17 protein-coding genes are annotated in these 16,240 nt (G+C 35.5%); 9 read left to right on the top strand and 8 right to left on the bottom strand.

The window, feature by feature from the left end:
* Positions 1-46: 46 nt before the first annotated feature.
* Both AC1M36_RS23425 and AC1M36_RS23420 read left to right on the top strand, forming a co-directional pair.
* Positions 47-1,015: a DMT family transporter gene (locus tag AC1M36_RS23425; RefSeq protein ID WP_336453768.1), complete on the top strand. Its 969-nt coding sequence runs from the start codon at positions 47-49 to the stop codon at positions 1,013-1,015.
* A 28-nt stretch (positions 1,016-1,043) separates the two neighbouring features.
* Positions 1,044-1,187, top strand: coding sequence for a YrzO family protein (locus tag AC1M36_RS23420; RefSeq protein ID WP_241817479.1), 144 nt, complete (start codon positions 1,044-1,046; stop codon positions 1,185-1,187).
* Positions 1,188-1,256: 69 nt separating this feature from the next.
* Here the strand turns inward: AC1M36_RS23420 and AC1M36_RS23415 are convergent, their stop codons facing one another.
* On the bottom strand, positions 1,257-1,352 hold the full coding sequence (locus AC1M36_RS23415) for a DUF3948 family protein (protein ID WP_336453767.1): 96 nt from the start codon (positions 1,350-1,352) through the stop codon (positions 1,257-1,259).
* A gap of 337 nt (positions 1,353-1,689) precedes the next feature.
* On the opposite strand from AC1M36_RS23415, the gene AC1M36_RS23410 reads away from it, so the two are divergent.
* The gene (locus AC1M36_RS23410) at positions 1,690-2,295 is read left to right on the top strand and encodes a lysophospholipid acyltransferase family protein (protein ID WP_336453766.1); all 606 of its coding nucleotides are present in this window, start codon (positions 1,690-1,692) and stop codon (positions 2,293-2,295) included.
* 71 nt (positions 2,296-2,366) lie between these two features.
* On the opposite strand, the gene AC1M36_RS23405 is transcribed toward AC1M36_RS23410, so the two are convergent.
* Positions 2,367-2,462, bottom strand: coding sequence for a DUF3948 family protein (locus tag AC1M36_RS23405; RefSeq protein ID WP_336453765.1), 96 nt, complete (start codon positions 2,460-2,462; stop codon positions 2,367-2,369).
* Positions 2,463-2,767: 305 nt separating this feature from the next.
* Between AC1M36_RS23405 and AC1M36_RS23400 the strand changes: the two genes are divergently transcribed.
* The 3 genes from AC1M36_RS23400 to AC1M36_RS23390 all read left to right on the top strand — a co-directional run bounded on the left by AC1M36_RS23400 (position 2,768) and on the right by AC1M36_RS23390 (position 5,190).
* On the top strand, positions 2,768-3,745 hold the full coding sequence (locus AC1M36_RS23400) for a LacI family DNA-binding transcriptional regulator (RefSeq protein WP_479846235.1): 978 nt from the start codon (positions 2,768-2,770) through the stop codon (positions 3,743-3,745).
* A 160-nt stretch (positions 3,746-3,905) separates the two neighbouring features.
* Complete coding sequence (locus tag AC1M36_RS23395) at positions 3,906-4,235, top strand: PH domain-containing protein (RefSeq protein WP_336453763.1); 330 nt, start codon at positions 3,906-3,908, stop codon at positions 4,233-4,235.
* Positions 4,236-4,353: 118 nt separating this feature from the next.
* Positions 4,354-5,190, top strand: a complete 837-nt coding sequence (locus AC1M36_RS23390; protein WP_336453762.1) for a YitT family protein — start codon at positions 4,354-4,356, stop codon at positions 5,188-5,190.
* Between the two features lie 31 nt (positions 5,191-5,221).
* Here the strand turns inward: AC1M36_RS23390 and AC1M36_RS23385 are convergent, their stop codons facing one another.
* The 5 genes from AC1M36_RS23385 to nirB are packed head-to-tail and all read right to left on the bottom strand — an operon-like array spanning position 5,222 to position 10,590.
* A complete protein-coding gene (locus AC1M36_RS23385) occupies positions 5,222-5,671 on the bottom strand; it encodes a precorrin-2 dehydrogenase (protein ID WP_336453761.1) in 450 nt (149 codons plus the stop codon).
* On the bottom strand, positions 5,664-6,374 hold the full coding sequence (locus AC1M36_RS23380; RefSeq protein ID WP_479846234.1) for a sirohydrochlorin chelatase: 711 nt from the start codon (positions 6,372-6,374) through the stop codon (positions 5,664-5,666). Before AC1M36_RS23380 ends, AC1M36_RS23385 begins: the two co-directional genes overlap by 8 nt.
* The gene (locus tag AC1M36_RS23375; RefSeq protein WP_336453759.1) at positions 6,371-7,795 is read right to left on the bottom strand and encodes a uroporphyrin-III C-methyltransferase; all 1,425 of its coding nucleotides are present in this window, start codon (positions 7,793-7,795) and stop codon (positions 6,371-6,373) included. The genes AC1M36_RS23380 and AC1M36_RS23375 overlap by 4 nt, the downstream gene beginning before the upstream one ends.
* Positions 7,796-7,854: 59 nt before the next feature.
* Positions 7,855-8,172, bottom strand: a complete 318-nt coding sequence (nirD, locus tag AC1M36_RS23370; protein ID WP_336453758.1) for a nitrite reductase small subunit NirD — start codon at positions 8,170-8,172, stop codon at positions 7,855-7,857.
* A 12-nt stretch (positions 8,173-8,184) separates the two neighbouring features.
* Positions 8,185-10,590 (bottom strand): nitrite reductase large subunit NirB, encoded by a 2,406-nt coding sequence (nirB, locus tag AC1M36_RS23365; protein ID WP_336453757.1) that lies wholly within the window; start codon positions 10,588-10,590, stop codon positions 8,185-8,187.
* A 271-nt stretch (positions 10,591-10,861) separates the two neighbouring features.
* Here nirB and AC1M36_RS23360 point away from each other — a divergent pair, with 271 nt between their 5' ends.
* The 3 genes from AC1M36_RS23360 to AC1M36_RS23350 all read left to right on the top strand — a co-directional run bounded on the left by AC1M36_RS23360 (position 10,862) and on the right by AC1M36_RS23350 (position 14,418).
* Positions 10,862-11,218 carry a YxeA family protein gene (locus AC1M36_RS23360; protein WP_336453795.1) on the top strand — a complete coding sequence of 119 codons (357 nt, stop codon included), beginning with the start codon at positions 10,862-10,864 and terminating at the stop codon, positions 11,216-11,218.
* Positions 11,219-12,026: 808 nt separating this feature from the next.
* A complete protein-coding gene (locus AC1M36_RS23355; protein ID WP_336453756.1) occupies positions 12,027-12,791 on the top strand; it encodes a TatD family hydrolase in 765 nt (254 codons plus the stop codon).
* 112 nt (positions 12,792-12,903) lie between these two features.
* A complete protein-coding gene (locus AC1M36_RS23350; protein WP_336453755.1) occupies positions 12,904-14,418 on the top strand; it encodes a DL-endopeptidase inhibitor IseA family protein in 1,515 nt (504 codons plus the stop codon).
* Between the two features lie 113 nt (positions 14,419-14,531).
* Here the strand turns inward: AC1M36_RS23350 and AC1M36_RS23345 are convergent, their stop codons facing one another.
* A complete protein-coding gene (locus AC1M36_RS23345) occupies positions 14,532-16,184 on the bottom strand; it encodes a polysaccharide deacetylase family protein (RefSeq protein WP_336453754.1) in 1,653 nt (550 codons plus the stop codon).
* Positions 16,185-16,240: the final 56 nt, after the last annotated feature.

Below are 16,240 nucleotides of genomic sequence, written 5' to 3'. Positions count from 1 at the left end.
CTCATTGTGCAATGCATCGAGAATTACATAGAAGCGAGGGATTACGGTGAGAAAAGGTCAAATGATAATAGGTGCACTGGCATGTTTAATTGCAAGCATGTCATGGGGAGCAATGTTTCCAGTTGCAGATCATGCGCTAGAATATATAGATCCATTTTATTTTTCGTTCATTCGTTATGGAGCGGTAGCAATTGTATTAATTGCATTATTGTTAATGAAAGAAGGAAAGAAAGCATTTCGTTTAGAAGGAAAAGGAAAGTTACTCGTTTTCTTTGGAACAATGGCGTTTACTGTATATAATGTACTTGTTTTTTTAGGACAAATGTTGATGGGGAAACCTGGCGTTATGGTAGCTTCTATTATGGAGGCGCTTATGCCGATGATTTCAATTGGTATTCTATGGGGATATAAGCAGATAAAGCCGAAGAAGTACATGATGACAAGTATGGTTATTGCTTTTATTGGAGCTGTTTTTGTGATTACAAAAGGTGATATGAGTTTCTTCCTTACATTGAAAGATAATCTATTTTCGTTAGTATTTATTTTTATTGGTGTTGTGGGATGGGTAATCTACACAATGGGTGGCCAATCATTTAGTGGCTGGTCGACACTTCGTTATTCTACATTGACATGTGTATTTGGTACCGCTGTAACAGGTGTTATAACGATGATCATTACACTGTTAGGATATGTGCCGGTACCGAGCGTGGAAACGATTTCTATCGTCAAGTATGATTTATTATTTATGATGACATTACCAGGTATTGTAGCGCTACTTGCTTGGAACTACGGTGTGAAAATTTTATCATCTATTAATGGGATTTTATTTATTAACTTTGTACCCATTACTACATTGGTCATTGTGATGATGCAAGGGTATGAAATAACAACTTTTGATATAGTAGGAACATTACTTGTTATTACAGCTCTTATTCGAAATAACGTATGTCAGCGTAAAGAAGAAACCAAGAATAAGAACATTTTACAAGAGGAGCCGTTGCGCCGAGCTGTCTAATAGATAATGTAGTTGGAGGATTTTTTATATGTTAGAGAGTCTATTGTTTTTCTTTGCGATAGGAATTGCCTGTGAGCTGGCAGCGATTAATCGAAATGGTCGTAAGAAGATAAAACAACAAGCTGAAATGATACAGCTTTTAAAAGAATTACATGAAAGAAAAGCATCATAAGAAAGACGACCGGGCATAGACGGTCGTCTTTCTATTACTATCTATATAAAGGGGAAAGGGGACACAAAGTTAAATAAGCGTAGCAGCATAAATGAAAGCTGTAAGAAGAGCAGAGCCACTAGCTAGTCCGATAAAATCTAATTTGTTAAAAGTAATGTTGTTCATCATAATCTCTCCTTACTTGTTTAATGAAGTAGCAACAGCTTTAGCATCGACAAGAACGGTTAATACCATGCCCATTGTATTTACAAATTTATTTGTTTTCATTTTGTTTAACATGTGTATCCGCTCCTTTTCGAATGATTGCTTGTTACTTTCTGACTTAATTGTACGAAATATAGAGGAAAGTCACTATTGAATTAGCTTACAGTAAGATTACAATTTTGTAAGAATTAAATTTTGAAAATTAATACTTAATTTTATTACCAACTACTAGGGGTTAGTGTTATAATTGTTTTAAAGATATGATTAAACTTTGAATGTTTAGAAAGGGACGAAACGAATGTATAAATTAATTACATTTTTGTTGAAATATATATTTAAAACGCTTGGGAAAGTGGAGGTTCAAGGAAGAGAAAAATTACCTGAAGGTGGACCATATGTTGTTGCGTGCACACACACAAGCTTTATGGATGTATTAATGTTAGCAACAGGCATGTATCCAACAGAAATTCATTATATGGCGAAAAAAGAATTGTTTGAAGGTAAGTTTACAAATTGGTTTTTTAATAATGTAAATGCTTTTCCGGTAGATCGTGCAAATCCAGGGCCAAGTACGCTAAAGATTCCATCCCGTTTATTAAAAGACGGTAAAGTAGTAGGGATTTTTCCAAGTGGAACGAGATCAACTGAGGATGTTTCATTGAAAGCAGGAGCTGTTACAATCGCAATGCGCTCTAATGTTCCTTTAGTACCGGCAGCTTATGTTGGTCCATCAAGTGTAAAAGAATTAATGAAAGGAAAAAGGGCACAATTGATTTTCGGTGATCCAATTCAAGTAGAAGTGGGAGAGACAGTGGATCGAAAAACAGCGATGAAAATGATGACGGATCAATTGAACGAAACATTTGAAGAACTAACAGAAACATTAAAAAAAAATAGCAAATAGGAAAAGACGACCGGGCATAGACGGTCGTCTTTTCTATTACTATCTATATAAAGGGGAAAGGGGACACAAAGTTAAATAAGCGTAGCAGCATAAATGAAAGCTGTAAGAAGAGCAGAGCCGCTAGCTAGTCCAATAAAGTCAAATTTGTTAAAAGTAATTTTGTTCATAGTTAATCTCTCCTTACTTGTTTAATGAATGAGCAACTGCTTTTGCATCGACAAGAGTGGATAGCACCATGCTCATTGTATTTACGAATTTGTTTGATTTCATTTTGTTCATCATGTGTATCCGCTCCTTTTCGAATGTTCTGAGTTACTTTCTGACTTAATTGTACGAAATGTAGAGAGAAGTCACTATCGAATTAGCTTACAGAAAGATTACACTTTTGTAAGAGAATTGCATGGAGATGTAAGGATGAGAACATTTGACACATACTTATGAATTTGATTACGTTAAGAAAAGAGGTGAGCATATGGCTAATATTAAAGATATTGCGAAGTTAGCAGGTGTTTCGGTTACGACTGTTTCACGGGTGTTGAATGATCATCCATACGTAAGTGAGGAAAAACGGAAAGCAGTTTTAGAAGTAGTTGAAAAATTGAATTACTCACAAAATGCAAATGCGGTTCATTTATCAAAAGGAAGAACGAATATTGTTGGTGTGATCTTGCCCTACATTGACCACCCGCACTTCGATAGGATTGTTGGAGGAGTTATGGAAGGGGCATTAGCTCATAATTACCGAGTTCTTCTGTGTCAGACAAATTATAACAAGCGAGAAGAAAGAGAAAGTTTACATATGTTGAAAACAAAACAACTAGACGGTATTATAATTTGTTCACGTGCGAATGATTGGGATGTAATTAAGCACTATGCTTCATATGGGACGATTATTGCTTGTGAAGAGACTGATGTTTTGGGCATATCCAGCGTATATATAAATCATTTTGGGGCTTTTCAATTAGGGATGAATTATTTAATCAAGAAAGGCTACAAAAAAATTGGATATTGTACAGGGAGGAAGCAAGGAGCTAGTAGTAAAAAGCGATTTGAGGCCTATAAGCAAGCCTTACAACTGATAGATGAAGAAATTATCGAAAATCGAATCTTTACGGAATGCTTTACGTTAGAGGATGGTGTGAAGGTCGCCCATAAGTTAAAAGAGATGGAGAATTCTCCTGAAGCGTTGCTAGTAGCTGGGGATGAAGTTGCTATTGGAATTATGACAGAAGCTAAAAAATTAGGCATAAGTGTTCCACAGGATTTAGCGATTATTGGTTTTGATAATCAGCCAATTTCCCAAGTGTTACAAATCACCACAATTGATCAACATGTGAAAGAGATTGGTAAAAGTGCTTTTGGACTATTTTACAAACAAATAAGTAATGATGATCGGAAACAAGAAAAAGTGGAGATTCCTTATAAATTGGTAGAACGCTCTACTGTTTAGTTGAAATCCGTTATGTGTAATGACACATAACGGATTTTTTTGAGAATGTATTTGACTGGAAACGCGTTTCATACTTTATAACTAATTTACACCGGTTATGTAGTAATCCATGGATTCTTTTCAAATGTTACGACAATGAATTGAATTTGGGGGAATATTCATGAAAGAACTATTATTGAATGTAAAAAAGTATGTAGAATCTGATGAACAAATTTTATCTTTTGTGGTAGGAATATTTGAGAGAGATAACTTCACCTTTTCATATCAACAAGGTATATTTGTTGCTACTAATAAGCGAATTCTTTTTTATGGGAAACGCCTGTATTATCCTATAATTCTTGAAGAATATTCGTATTTTTGTATAGATGAAATAGAAATGTTTCCGCGTTTAGCATTTATTCATAATAGTGAAGTTGTGGTGGCTAAGTATATTCAGGCGGGAAACGTGAAGAAGTTTGTTGATGCTGTTAGGGCGAATTTGCATAACTAAACAAATGTTTATGTAAACATAATTATATAGCTGTTATAAGAAAAAAGAGTGTGGTAAAAACTATTTCTATGCCTCTGTAAGATAGTGATACAATGTCAAATGGAGGAGGTTACAACTTATGTTTAATCAACGAATGAAAGAAATTGCATTAATTACAATTGGTTCATTATTATTTGCGATTGGTATTAACTATTTTGCGATTCCAAACCGTTTATCGGAAGGTGGAATCATCGGTTTAACAGTCGTCACCTACTATTTATTTGGATGGTCACCAGGGATTATGAACTTTGTATTCAATGCGGTTCTATTAGCTATTGGTTATAAATTTTTTGATAAAAAAACGATGGTTTACACAATCCTTGGTATTGTAGAAACCTCTTTGTTTTTATATGCTACAGAACACATTGGACACAGGGTAAATAGCGATACGTTATTAGCAGCTTTATTTGCTGGGGTGTTTGTTGGTATTGGATTAGGCTGTATGTTCCGAGCGGGAGGTACGTCTGGAGGATCAGCAATTTTAGCGCAATTAGCAAATCAATATTTAGGATGGAGCGTTGGGAAAGGTGTTCTTATTATTGATATTGTTGTAATTGTAGGATCGGTATTTATCATTGGACAAGAAAAAGCAATGTATACGCTCGTTGCAGTATTTGTCGGAGCAAAAGTAATCGACTTCATTGTGGAAGGAATTAATACGAAAACAGCAGTTACAATTATATCAAGTCAACCAGATTTAATTCGTGAAACGATTACGAAACATATGACACGCGGTGTGACTGTCTTAGAAGGACGCGGTGGCTATACTGGGAAAAATAAAGAAGTACTATATGTCGTAATTAATAAGCAAGAGCTTGTGAAATTAAAACAAGTAATCAGTAACGTGGATGAAGATGCGTTTGTTGTTATTCATGACGTACGAGATGTACTTGGCGGTGGTTTTAAAGCAAGCTAAAAAGATGAACGAGGGATTTCGTTCATCTTTTTTATTTTATAATTTGAGGAAGAATCTGCATTAGTTTTTCTTTTATTCGTTTTGCAAAGGATGGGCTTTTACCCGAAGTGGATATGCTTATAACATATTCATCACTGCGAATAACTGCGGGGGTATGAAAGGATGATTTTTTTCCATCACTTACAACATTCACCCATTGGAAATCGTGTGCAGCTTGTTTGACCATCATATTTGTATCGTGATGATTTGTTGCCGCATAGATGAGGTGTGCACCTTTAATATCTTCTTCTGAAAATGTTTTTTGTTTCCACATAATGTAGGAAAGAGACTCCATTTCTTCACAAATATTTGGGCTCACCACAGTGACAAAAGCTCCTGTATTTTTTAATCCAGCTGCCTTTCGGTATGCAATTTTTCCACCACCTATAATTACAACCGTTTTGCCCTCAAGATTACACATAATAGGATAGATGTTATGCATGTACATGTTCCTCCATTCGCTCTAATAAAGCGGACTTCATATAGGAATCAAATTGAAGACAGTTACAAGTTGTAGCGTTTGCGTATTTTTCTGCATACCGATTTATTTTTTGAAGTAATAACCCGGTGAAGAGCAGGTAAGGCATGACATATACATGCCTTGCGTGTGCTGCTTTTTCATTGAGTTCATCAGGAAAAGAAGGTGTTCCTTTTGTTAAGAAGGAGCAGGAAACTGGCAAGGAAAGCCTTTGCTCGACAGCTGCTCCAATTTGTTTTAATTCATGTATAGGTTGAGAATCGCTGCTACCACGACCGACAAGTAAGATTTCACTATTTTGCATTGGCATAGCTTCACGTATTCGTTTTACGACAAGTTCAATCATAAGCGGATGCGTACTAAAGGGTGGTACAACTGAAAATGTAATGTGTGGATAGAGCTTTTTTATTTTTTCAATTTCAAAAGGGACATCACGTTTATAATGGGCTGCTGCAAATAATAAAACAGGGACAAGTAAAACCTCAGTCGCACCGTCTTGGATGGCTGCTACAATTGCATCTTGTACAGTCGGTGTGGTTAGTTCAAGAAATCCAATTTTTTGGATGCTTTCGCTTCGTTCTTTTATAACGGACTTAACAAAGTGAATGAACTGTTCGTTGCCTTCGTGTAATCGGCTACCATGTCCCATATAAACGATACCTTTCACTCTGCCACCACTTCTTTCTCATCGATGATAGCTTGCAGCTGAGTATCGGTATTATGGAAGCCGACTTTATTTGCATATTGCAGAGTTGGTTCGTCGGCATATGAGAATGGTAAATGAAGAACATCCATGAACCCGAGGCGATTTACTTCTGTTATAAACGTATCAATTGCAGCGCGTCCTTCGAATACAATACTATCCCATTTGAATTCAGTTAGTGTACGTGTATGAATTTCATCAAAACGATGATCAATTTGATATTCATGCGTCATAATATGAGAACCCGCACCTATTTTTTCTTGAATGATGGCAATGCGATTAATATTTCGTCCTAAGTAAATAGTTGTTTCGGTAGAGAATCTTGCTGATTCGCTTAGTAATCCATACTGCATAAGTGCTTTTTGAGTAGTGCTATTCATATGTTGTAGTGTTGCTTGTAAGGAGCGAATATCTTTTTGATATTGCGCACATGATTGTAATAAGATTGCTACACTTTCAGGTGAACAGAAAACAAGGCGCTCGGCTTTAAATATTTCACAGAGTTGCCCGAATGTTAACTGATATTCCTGCTTTTTGAAAGTTGGTATTTGATATATTTCTGCTCCATTTGTTTGTAACTTTTGCGCTAGTATACTTATTTTGTTTGTTGCAGAGGCAAATAAAACTTTTTTTCCGTGTAGTGATTTGTGTTCTTGCCAAGCAATTTGTTTACGTAAAGATACAACCTCACCAACGATTGTCATCGAAGGGTTTAAAATATGTTCTTTCTTTACGGAATCAACGATTGTAGACAATGTACCTGTAACAACTCGTTGTTTTCCCGTTGTACCCCATTCAATGACTGCTACGGGTGTATCTTTTTTTCTTCCTGTTTGCAATAAGTTCTCGCAAATGATCGGTAAGTTTTTAACACCCATGTAAAAGGCGATTGTATCGCTGTTTAAGAGGGCACTGTAGTTGACTTGGTCGCTAATTGCTCCCTTTGTATGACCAGTTAGCAACGTTACACTATTACTATAGTTGCGATGGGTAAGAGGGATGCCGGCATACGCACTAGCGGCAATACTAGATGTAATCCCTGGAACAATTTCATATAGAATATTTTCCGTTGCTAAAGCTGCAGCTTCTTCACCAACGCGGCCAAAAATCGATGGATCTCCGCCTTTTAAGCGGACGACAATTTTACCTTCTTTGGCAGACTGAATTAAATGCGCGTTAATCATTTCTTGTCGCATAATATGATTTGTTGGCATTTTCCCGCAGTAAACGAGTTCGCATGTTGGCTTTGTATAGCGAAGTAAATTTTGATTCAATAAGCGGTCATATAAAACAACATCTGCTTTTTTTAGGCAATTTATTGCTTTTTTTGTAATAAGTTCTTCATCACCAGGCCCTGCACCAACTAAATATACGTATCCGTTCATCTCTACACCTCATCTATTTTTACTTGAAAGGAAACCCCAAAAGGGATTTCCTGTACAAGTTACATATATATATAAATATCCCCATCAATAACTTCTACTTCATATGTTTGAATACAACCATCATCAGGTTTTTGAACTTCACCTGTTATTAAGGAAATTTTCCAATCATGTAACGGACAGAAGACAAATTCTCCAGAAACAATTCCTTCAGCCAAAGGCCCATTTTTATGAGGACAACGATTTTCTACAGCATGAATGTCACCATTTGAAAGGTGAAATAAGGCGATGGACAAATCCCTTATTCGCACTTCCTTACCGATTTGCACGGGAAGATCTTCGGCACGCATTATTTTTATTTTTTCTTTCGTTTGTAACATGTAGATCTCTCCTTACTTTACAGTTTCTACTTCATACATGGCTTTTAGTGACTGAGTTTCTAGCGCTTGTCCCCAAGCTTCTTCATATGTGTTACGTGCTTTTTGGAAACGTTCATTTAGCATAGTGACCATTTGCTTATCTTGCAGTATTTCTTTTATGCAATCCAAGCCCATTCGTTCCACCCAAGGAGCTGTTCGTTCACCATAAATACCAGTTTCACGGTAATGTTGTACATAAGCTGTGGCAATGCGCAGTACATCTTCTTCCGTAGGGACAATCATGACAAAATCAGCTTCACGAACTTCTGTACCACCGTTACCACCAATATAAAGTTGGAATCCATTTTCAACACAAACGACGCCGAAGTCTTTCGTTAATGCTTCCGCACAGTTACGTGGGCAACCCGTTACACCCATTTTCATTTTGTGAGGTGTATCTACCATTTCTAGCGATTGTTCCAGTAACATACCAAGGCCTAATGAATCTTTTGTACCAAAGCGGCAGAAGCGAGAGCCGACGCATGATTTTACATTGCGAAGGGATTTCGAATAAGCATAACCTGAAGTCATATCAAGGTCAGCCCAAACTTTTGGTAAATCTTCTTTTTTAACGCCATATAAGCCGATTCGACTTGCACCTGTTATTTTTACGAGCGGTACATCGTATTTTTTCGCAACTTCGGCAATTTTCATTAAGTCATCTGCAGTAGTAACGCCGCCGTACATGCGAGGAATAACAGAAAATGTACCATCATGCTGAATATTACCGTTCATTCTTTCGTTTACGAAGCGAGATGATTTATCATCTGCATATTCTTCTGGGCGCGTCATACGTAAATAGTAGTTTAATGCAGGGCGGCATTTTGAACAGCCGTCTTCATGTGCGAAACCAAGGACATTTCGTACTTCTTTTGGCGATTTTAAACCTTTCTCGTGAATTGCTGTTATAACTTCGTCGCGCGATAAAGTTGTACATACGCACATACCAACAGATTGCGCAGATGCATCGAAGCTATCCCCGAGTGTATGAGATAAAATTTGTTCAACAAGTGGACGACATTTCCCACATGATCCAGCAGCTTTTGTGCATCCTTTTACTTCTTCAAAAGTTGTTAAATCTTGTTCTAAGATGGCATGGACAATTGCACCTTTTGTCACACCGTTACACCCGCAAATGGTATCATCAGCACTCATACTTGCAACATCAATGCCGTTTTCTTCACCATCTTTATGAAGTAGAGAGACTGGTTTGTATTCTTGTATATCTTCTTCCTTTTTTAACATGCTAAAGAGACGTGTACCTTCAGCAGTGTCTCCATATAAAACAATACCAACGACTTTATTATCACGAATGAATACTTTTTTATAGGAACGTGTACACTCATTAAAAATTGAGATTGCTTTTGTTTTATCATCTTCATAAATTTGTCCGGCAGAGAATAAATCGCATCCTGCAACTTTAAGTTGTGTGCCGACAATACTACCTGTATACCCATCTGTTTGTGAGTTCGTTATATGTTTTGCCAGTATGGCACCTTGTTCGTATAAAGGAGCGACAAGACCATAGGCAATACCGTCATGCTCGGCACATTCGCCAACTGCATAGATGGATTCATCATCTGTTTGCATATAGTCATTTGTAACGATGCCGCGGTTCACAAGTAAACCAGCATCTTTAGCTACCTGTGTATTTGGACGTATCCCAACAGCCATTACAATTAAGTCGCATTCTGCAACACTGCCATCTTCAAATTGAATACCTTCAACATGGTCAGTACCAAGAATTTTCACTGTTTTCTTTTCCATAAGAAACTTCATGCCTTGTGCTTCTAAATCTTCACGTAGTAATGAAGCAGCTTTGGCGTCGAGTTGTTGCTCCATTAAATAAGGCATTAAGTGGACAACATGTACGTCCATTCCTAAATCAATAAGCCCTCGTGCGGCCTCTAAACCAAGCAATCCTCCGCCGATGACAACAGCTTTTTTATATTGCTTAGCAGTATCTATCATAAATTGTGTATCTTCAATTGTACGAAAGCCTGTTACACCTGGAAGCTGTGAACCTTCAACAGGTAAGATAAATGCGCTAGAACCTGTTGCGATAATAAGCTTGTCGTACATAACAATACGGTTCTTTTCTGTAACAATGACTTGTTCTTCCCGATCAATATTTATTACTTTTTCATTTGTATACAGCGTAATGTCATTTTCTTCGTACCAACTGTATTCGTTCATAATGATATCTTGGATGTTTGTTTTTCCTTGTAAGACGTGAGATAACATAATGCGGTTGTAGTTTGGATGAGGTTCATCACCAAAAATAGTAATATTATAAAGCTCTGGATCTTGCTTTAAAATTTCTTCGATGCAGCGTATACCAGCCATACCATTCCCGACCATGACTAAACGTTTTTTCATATTCATTTCCCCTCTTAAATGTGAAATGTTTAACAAATTTTTATATTTGTATTATAAAACCTTTAGAAAATAGAGAGTGTGATGTTTATCACAGTTTTGGAGGGTTCACAAATTGTTAAAAATCATATAAAATTCCACTTGGATTCTTACAAAAATGTAAGGGAAATGTAATAGGAATCAATAGCAGAATGAAAGGATTCTCTTTAAAATAAGTTTATAGAAAACTACACATAATTGTGTGGAGGAGGAAGCTACCTTGAGGCGGGGAAGAATAAAAAAGAGAGTAATAGCTACTGTAATTGCGGCGGTAGTAGTAATTATACTACTATTACCAACAAAGCTTGGACCAGTAATTGATAAATATAATCCATTTTATAAAACGAAAGAATATTATACGATTGTAAATGGTATTGGTCAGCATGTTGGTAATGATTGGTATGAATATGAATTTGTCGCTTACGATGAAAAAGGAAGAAAACAAAAGATAAAGAAAACTGTAAAACATATGTTAAAGAGAGATGAACCTTTGAAGATTTTCGCAAAAGGACGTTATGGTGAATCGTTCGTAGAGATAGATGCTCAAAGTATTCCTGTGCAGGCAAGAAGTAAGCTTTTGTTGATGAGGTAAAGTTATTGTAAAGCACTGTCACATTGAGTATGTTACAGTGTTTTTTATTATATATAAATTTAAAAATAGAAATTTACGATTATAGTTAATTTGTTAAAAGTGATATTGTTCATGACAATATTGTAAGGTACATGTAAGGTAATTCGATAGTTTGCATTTACGAATTCTATTACAATACAAGTAGAAAGTTTGAACATACAACTTTCTGTCTGAAATGATGATGAATGTTTGAAAACCAACTAATGATTGAATAGGTCTCTTCTCTTTATGAGATGAGGCTATTTTTTTAAACCTTACAACATTGTAAGATTTACGTAAGTTAATTCGATGGCTTGTTTGTCATATTTTTTGCATAATAAAAAAAGATAAGAAATTAGGGAGATACTGCGAAGGGAGAAGAATGGGATGCGAAAAGAAGAAGTAGTTAAGTTTCAAGTAAAAGATTTCTGTAGCTACTTTACTGTTGCTGCCATATGTATTGGACTTTTTGATATCATTACAAATTTAATTGTTAAATAATATAGATGATGAAACAAGAAGGTGATTCCTTCTTGTTTTTTTATTGTCCTTAATTTGGAGCAGTGCATTAAAATATATAAATAAGGATTGGAAAAACGACATAAAACCATTCTTTTTAGATGGTAGAGAGGATCCGCCAGTGGATAGAAGTGGTCAGTTCCTTTTTTAGTCCCATGCCATGTGAAAACAGAAGGAGGAAATGAGTGGAAGTCTCTTTTTATTTTTCATAGCCGTAATTTATATGTTGAAAAATCAAATTGGATTTATATAGATAAGAGAGGTGACAGAAATGAAGTGGATTGATAGTCATATCCATTTGGATCAATATAAGCATAAAGAGCAAATGAAACTCATTGATGATGTGAAAAGAAGTACTGAGATTGCTGGATTGATTTCGGTGTCCATGAACTATCGTTCTTGTCAACAAACACTGTCTTTAGCGGGGCAACATACATTTGTATATCCGGCACTTGGATTTCATCCAGAGCAGGAAATTAACAAAAAAGAATGCGAAGAAATTTATAAGTTAATTGAAGCAAATGTAGAACGGCTTGTTGCGATAGGTGAGGTGGGCTTACCGTATTATTTACATCAAGAAAAGAAAGGTATTGTAATAGAGCCTTATATGGAAATATTAGAGAAATTTGTGGATTTAGCAAAAAGGTACGACTTACCAATTGTGCTACATGCAGTTTATGAAGATGCTGACATTGTATGTGATCTACTTGAGCAGTATAAGATTGCACGTGCACATTTTCATTGGTTTAAGGGAAGTAAAGAAACGATGGAGCGCATGATTCAAAACGGATACTACATTTCAATTACACCGGATGTTTTACAGAAGGAGAAAATTAGAAAAATCGTATCGTTCTATCCACTAGAATATATGATGGTAGAAACTGATGGACCTTGGGAATTTCAATCAGGTATTATGACACATCCGTATATGATTGAAGATGTGTTAAAAGAAATTAGCTTGATAAAAAATATTTCTATAGCTAAGGTTGCAGAGCAAATATATCAAAATACAGTTCAATTTTATGGGAAAAGGTAGAGGTAAAGAAAAGCCTCTACCTTTTTGTTTGAAATATATGGATATAAATTTCTTGGTTTTCTATAATTTATTATATACATCGATGTTTTAATAAAAGGAAAGGGGAAAAAGAGTGGGGAGAGTATATAAAAAAATAGCGGCTACTATTATGACGGCAGCCATGTCAATTTCTGTATTAGGATGTGGAACAGAGAAGAAAACTTCGACTACAAGTATGGGGCAAGAAACAAAAGAAGAACAAATTGATTCAGTAGTAAAAGAACAAATGAAAGAAAATGAGAAAAGGGGAAATGTAGTTGGCAATATCTCTAATGAGGGAAAAATGGCAGATAGTGATGGCTGGGTGTATTATGCGGTAAATGGTAATAAAAACACGGGGGGCATTTATCGTACGAAAGATAAGTTTCAAACATCAGAGCATATTGTAAAAGGGGTAAATGCTTCTTATATAAATATAAAAGATAAGATTTTATATTTTATCCATTGGGATCAGGACAAAAATACAAATACAAATGTAATGCCTTCTTTAATGAAGTATGATATTTCTACAAAAAAACTAGATACACTGAAAACAAATACAAATTATGTTTACGTAAAGGATCAATCGTTGTTCTATCAGAAAAAGTATTCTGAACATGGTGGATTTGATATTGTAGGAATTGTAAAAAAGGATTTGAAAACAGGACAAGCAGAAGAGTCACCGATTAAAACATCTGGTTGGGCTGAAACAATCGATGATAGTATTGTGTACTGGAATAAATTTCGTGGCACACAAGTAAGTAAAGGTGACAAAACTTGGTCAAAGGAAAGTTTTGCAGAAATATCCAGTGGTACATACAATAAAGACAAATTGTATGCAATTGTAGATTTTTCGCTAAGTTTAGATAATCAAAAAAGAGATAATGGTATATATGAGTTAGATATTCAACAAAATAAAGAGACATTAGAAATAAAAGATGCTTTAAAGATGAATATAAAAGGAGATTTCTTCTATTACTTAAAAAAAGACGGTGTCTATAAGCGGAAAATTACTGGTGGCAATGAAAAGCAAATTTATGATGGAGTTGTTGAACCATCTAAATCTTATTTATACTTTATAGACGGTGATATGTATTTGTATACAGATAATGGTCTAATTCTAAATCTTGATACAAAAAAATCAAATGAAAAGCAAGAGAAAAAGCCATCTAATAATGTACTACTACAAAAGGTAGTTAACGCTCAGCAAGAAATTATTAAAATTTCAGTTTCAGCATCACCAGAGAATACGAAACCAATAGACCGTTTTTCATATGGAGAATTAACACCTCCTGCATATAATACGAAGGCAGCATTAGAGACATCATTAGCTACTTATTTCTCAACAGATTTTATTACGAAGTATATGAAAAGTGAATATGTGAAAGAAATAGGTGGAAAAATGCATTATGTGGTTGGAGATCTAGGATCGGGAGCGGGTACGAAATATACAAAAATTATTTCTGCTAAGCTAAAAGAAGGAAAAATCTTGACAACGGCAGAAACATATAATGATTATGAAGATGCGAAAAAAGAAGTAGAAATAGAGTTTATCTATGAAAATAAGCAATGGGTAGTAGATAACATTCCTCGTTTTGATTTAGAATAAAAAAATACCAAGCACAAATTTGTGCTTGGTATTTTTTATCCCGTAAAAGTCCGATTGGTGAGGGCTAATAATCAACGGAGGATGAAGAACCCCCTACTGATTAAAGTTTCACTTTATGATTCGAGTCGCTTTGCCCGTCGTACTAATAAAAGAAATACAATCATGATGATGCCAAGTATGAGGAAAAAACCATACTTTTTCAGAGGTTCAATCGTGTCACTTAAGGAAAAAGGTTTATCAATATGGATACCATCTTTATTAGAGGTAATATGGATATCTTTCATCTTCACTTCATTTGATTCTCTTTGTAAATCGATCCATTCTATATTTGGAATCGTTTCTAGCTCATTTAATAGTTCCTTGAAAGGTTTGACACCTAAGTATGGATGATAAAAGGCACCAATGATACCATCTGATAGTTTTGTGACCGATAAGGCATGTTCCTTCATCTTAGAAGCTGCATGGGGCTGATTAGGTTCTATGAATCCGACAGTTTCAGGAAGTAGATTCATTCCATGTAAAAAGGATGGCTTACTGGGAAAGGCTGGAGCGTGCATAGCTTTCCATGTTGTATCCTCTAACTGTAATTGGCCTACATAAGTTGAAAAGTAACGCGATAAGATTTCATATCCCTTTTGTGATATCGCATAGTGCGGTGCTTCAAAAGCGAGCGGGTATAATTTAGCTAATGTGAGCTCTTCAATTCCTTTTTCGATTCGTTCTGTTATATAAGCTTCTTCGAAATTTTTAGCATTTTTCATGTATTTGTCATAAGCTTCCTTTGACTTGAAATCCCGTATTGTTTTTGGCATTTCATGATTCGGATAACGGATAGGTTGATCCGTTTTTATATCCCAAAATTCAAATCCTTCTCCGGTTTCACTATCATAAAATTGGTGTGTATAACCATGCATAATAATAGAACCACCATTATTCTGCATAAAACGTAACACATCTAATAACTCAGGTTTATCTTGGAAATGTATTGTTTTCCCTGTGTTTGGATCTTTATATACTGGGATGACAGCAATCATATAAGGTATATTCTTTTCCTTCAATAATTCAGCGATTGTTTGTAATTGTTTCGGATCAGCTGCTGGGTGTACATCTTCTAAGCGTAAATAAGCACGATGTTTACTAGTTTCTGGCTGTTGGCCAAAGTAAGAAAAAAGCATTTCGCCAACATAATGAGATGTCCAATCAAAAAGTTGGGATGTTGCTACGTAGTATGATTGATTTTGTTTGACGATAAAGGGATATGTACCGTTTGAACCAATTGCATATGCAATTGGAGGTTCTCCCGTTGTATCAAATTGTTGAATCAAACGCTCTTCATGCAAGCTGTTTTTGAAATGACGTGTAGGGTATTGCAAGTTCCGGATTTGTACTTGCTCTTCCTTAAGTGTAATAAAAGAAAAGCGGCTTGAGAACTGTTCTATATTCTGTCCAAGAAATAATAAGGGACCAGAAAAGCTTTCTAAAAATTGTTTTGCTCCATCGGGCAAGTGTTCCCTTTTCTCTCCTATGTAAATGACATGTGTATAAGAGGATTGTGCGATGTGTTCCATTGATTGATTTGCATTTTTCAGTGTCACATCACCTGTAAAGTGTCCGAGTAGCGTATTTAAAATTTGAATATTATTTGTAACTTGTCCGTTTTCTGTGCTATATAAAACTAGTACTTTTGGTACTTTTGTTATTTGAGCAGAAGTATGGATAGGAACGAGTAGTAAAATAGTGAGAAAGATTAATAACTTTCTTTTCATATGGTCAGTCTCCTATTCTGTAAATAGAATTCAATTAATTATATATAAAGGGGCAG

The sequence above is a fragment of the Bacillus sp. Medicinal_06 genome (genome assembly GCF_056711665.1).
This window is presented reverse-complemented; position numbering and strand designations above follow the sequence as displayed.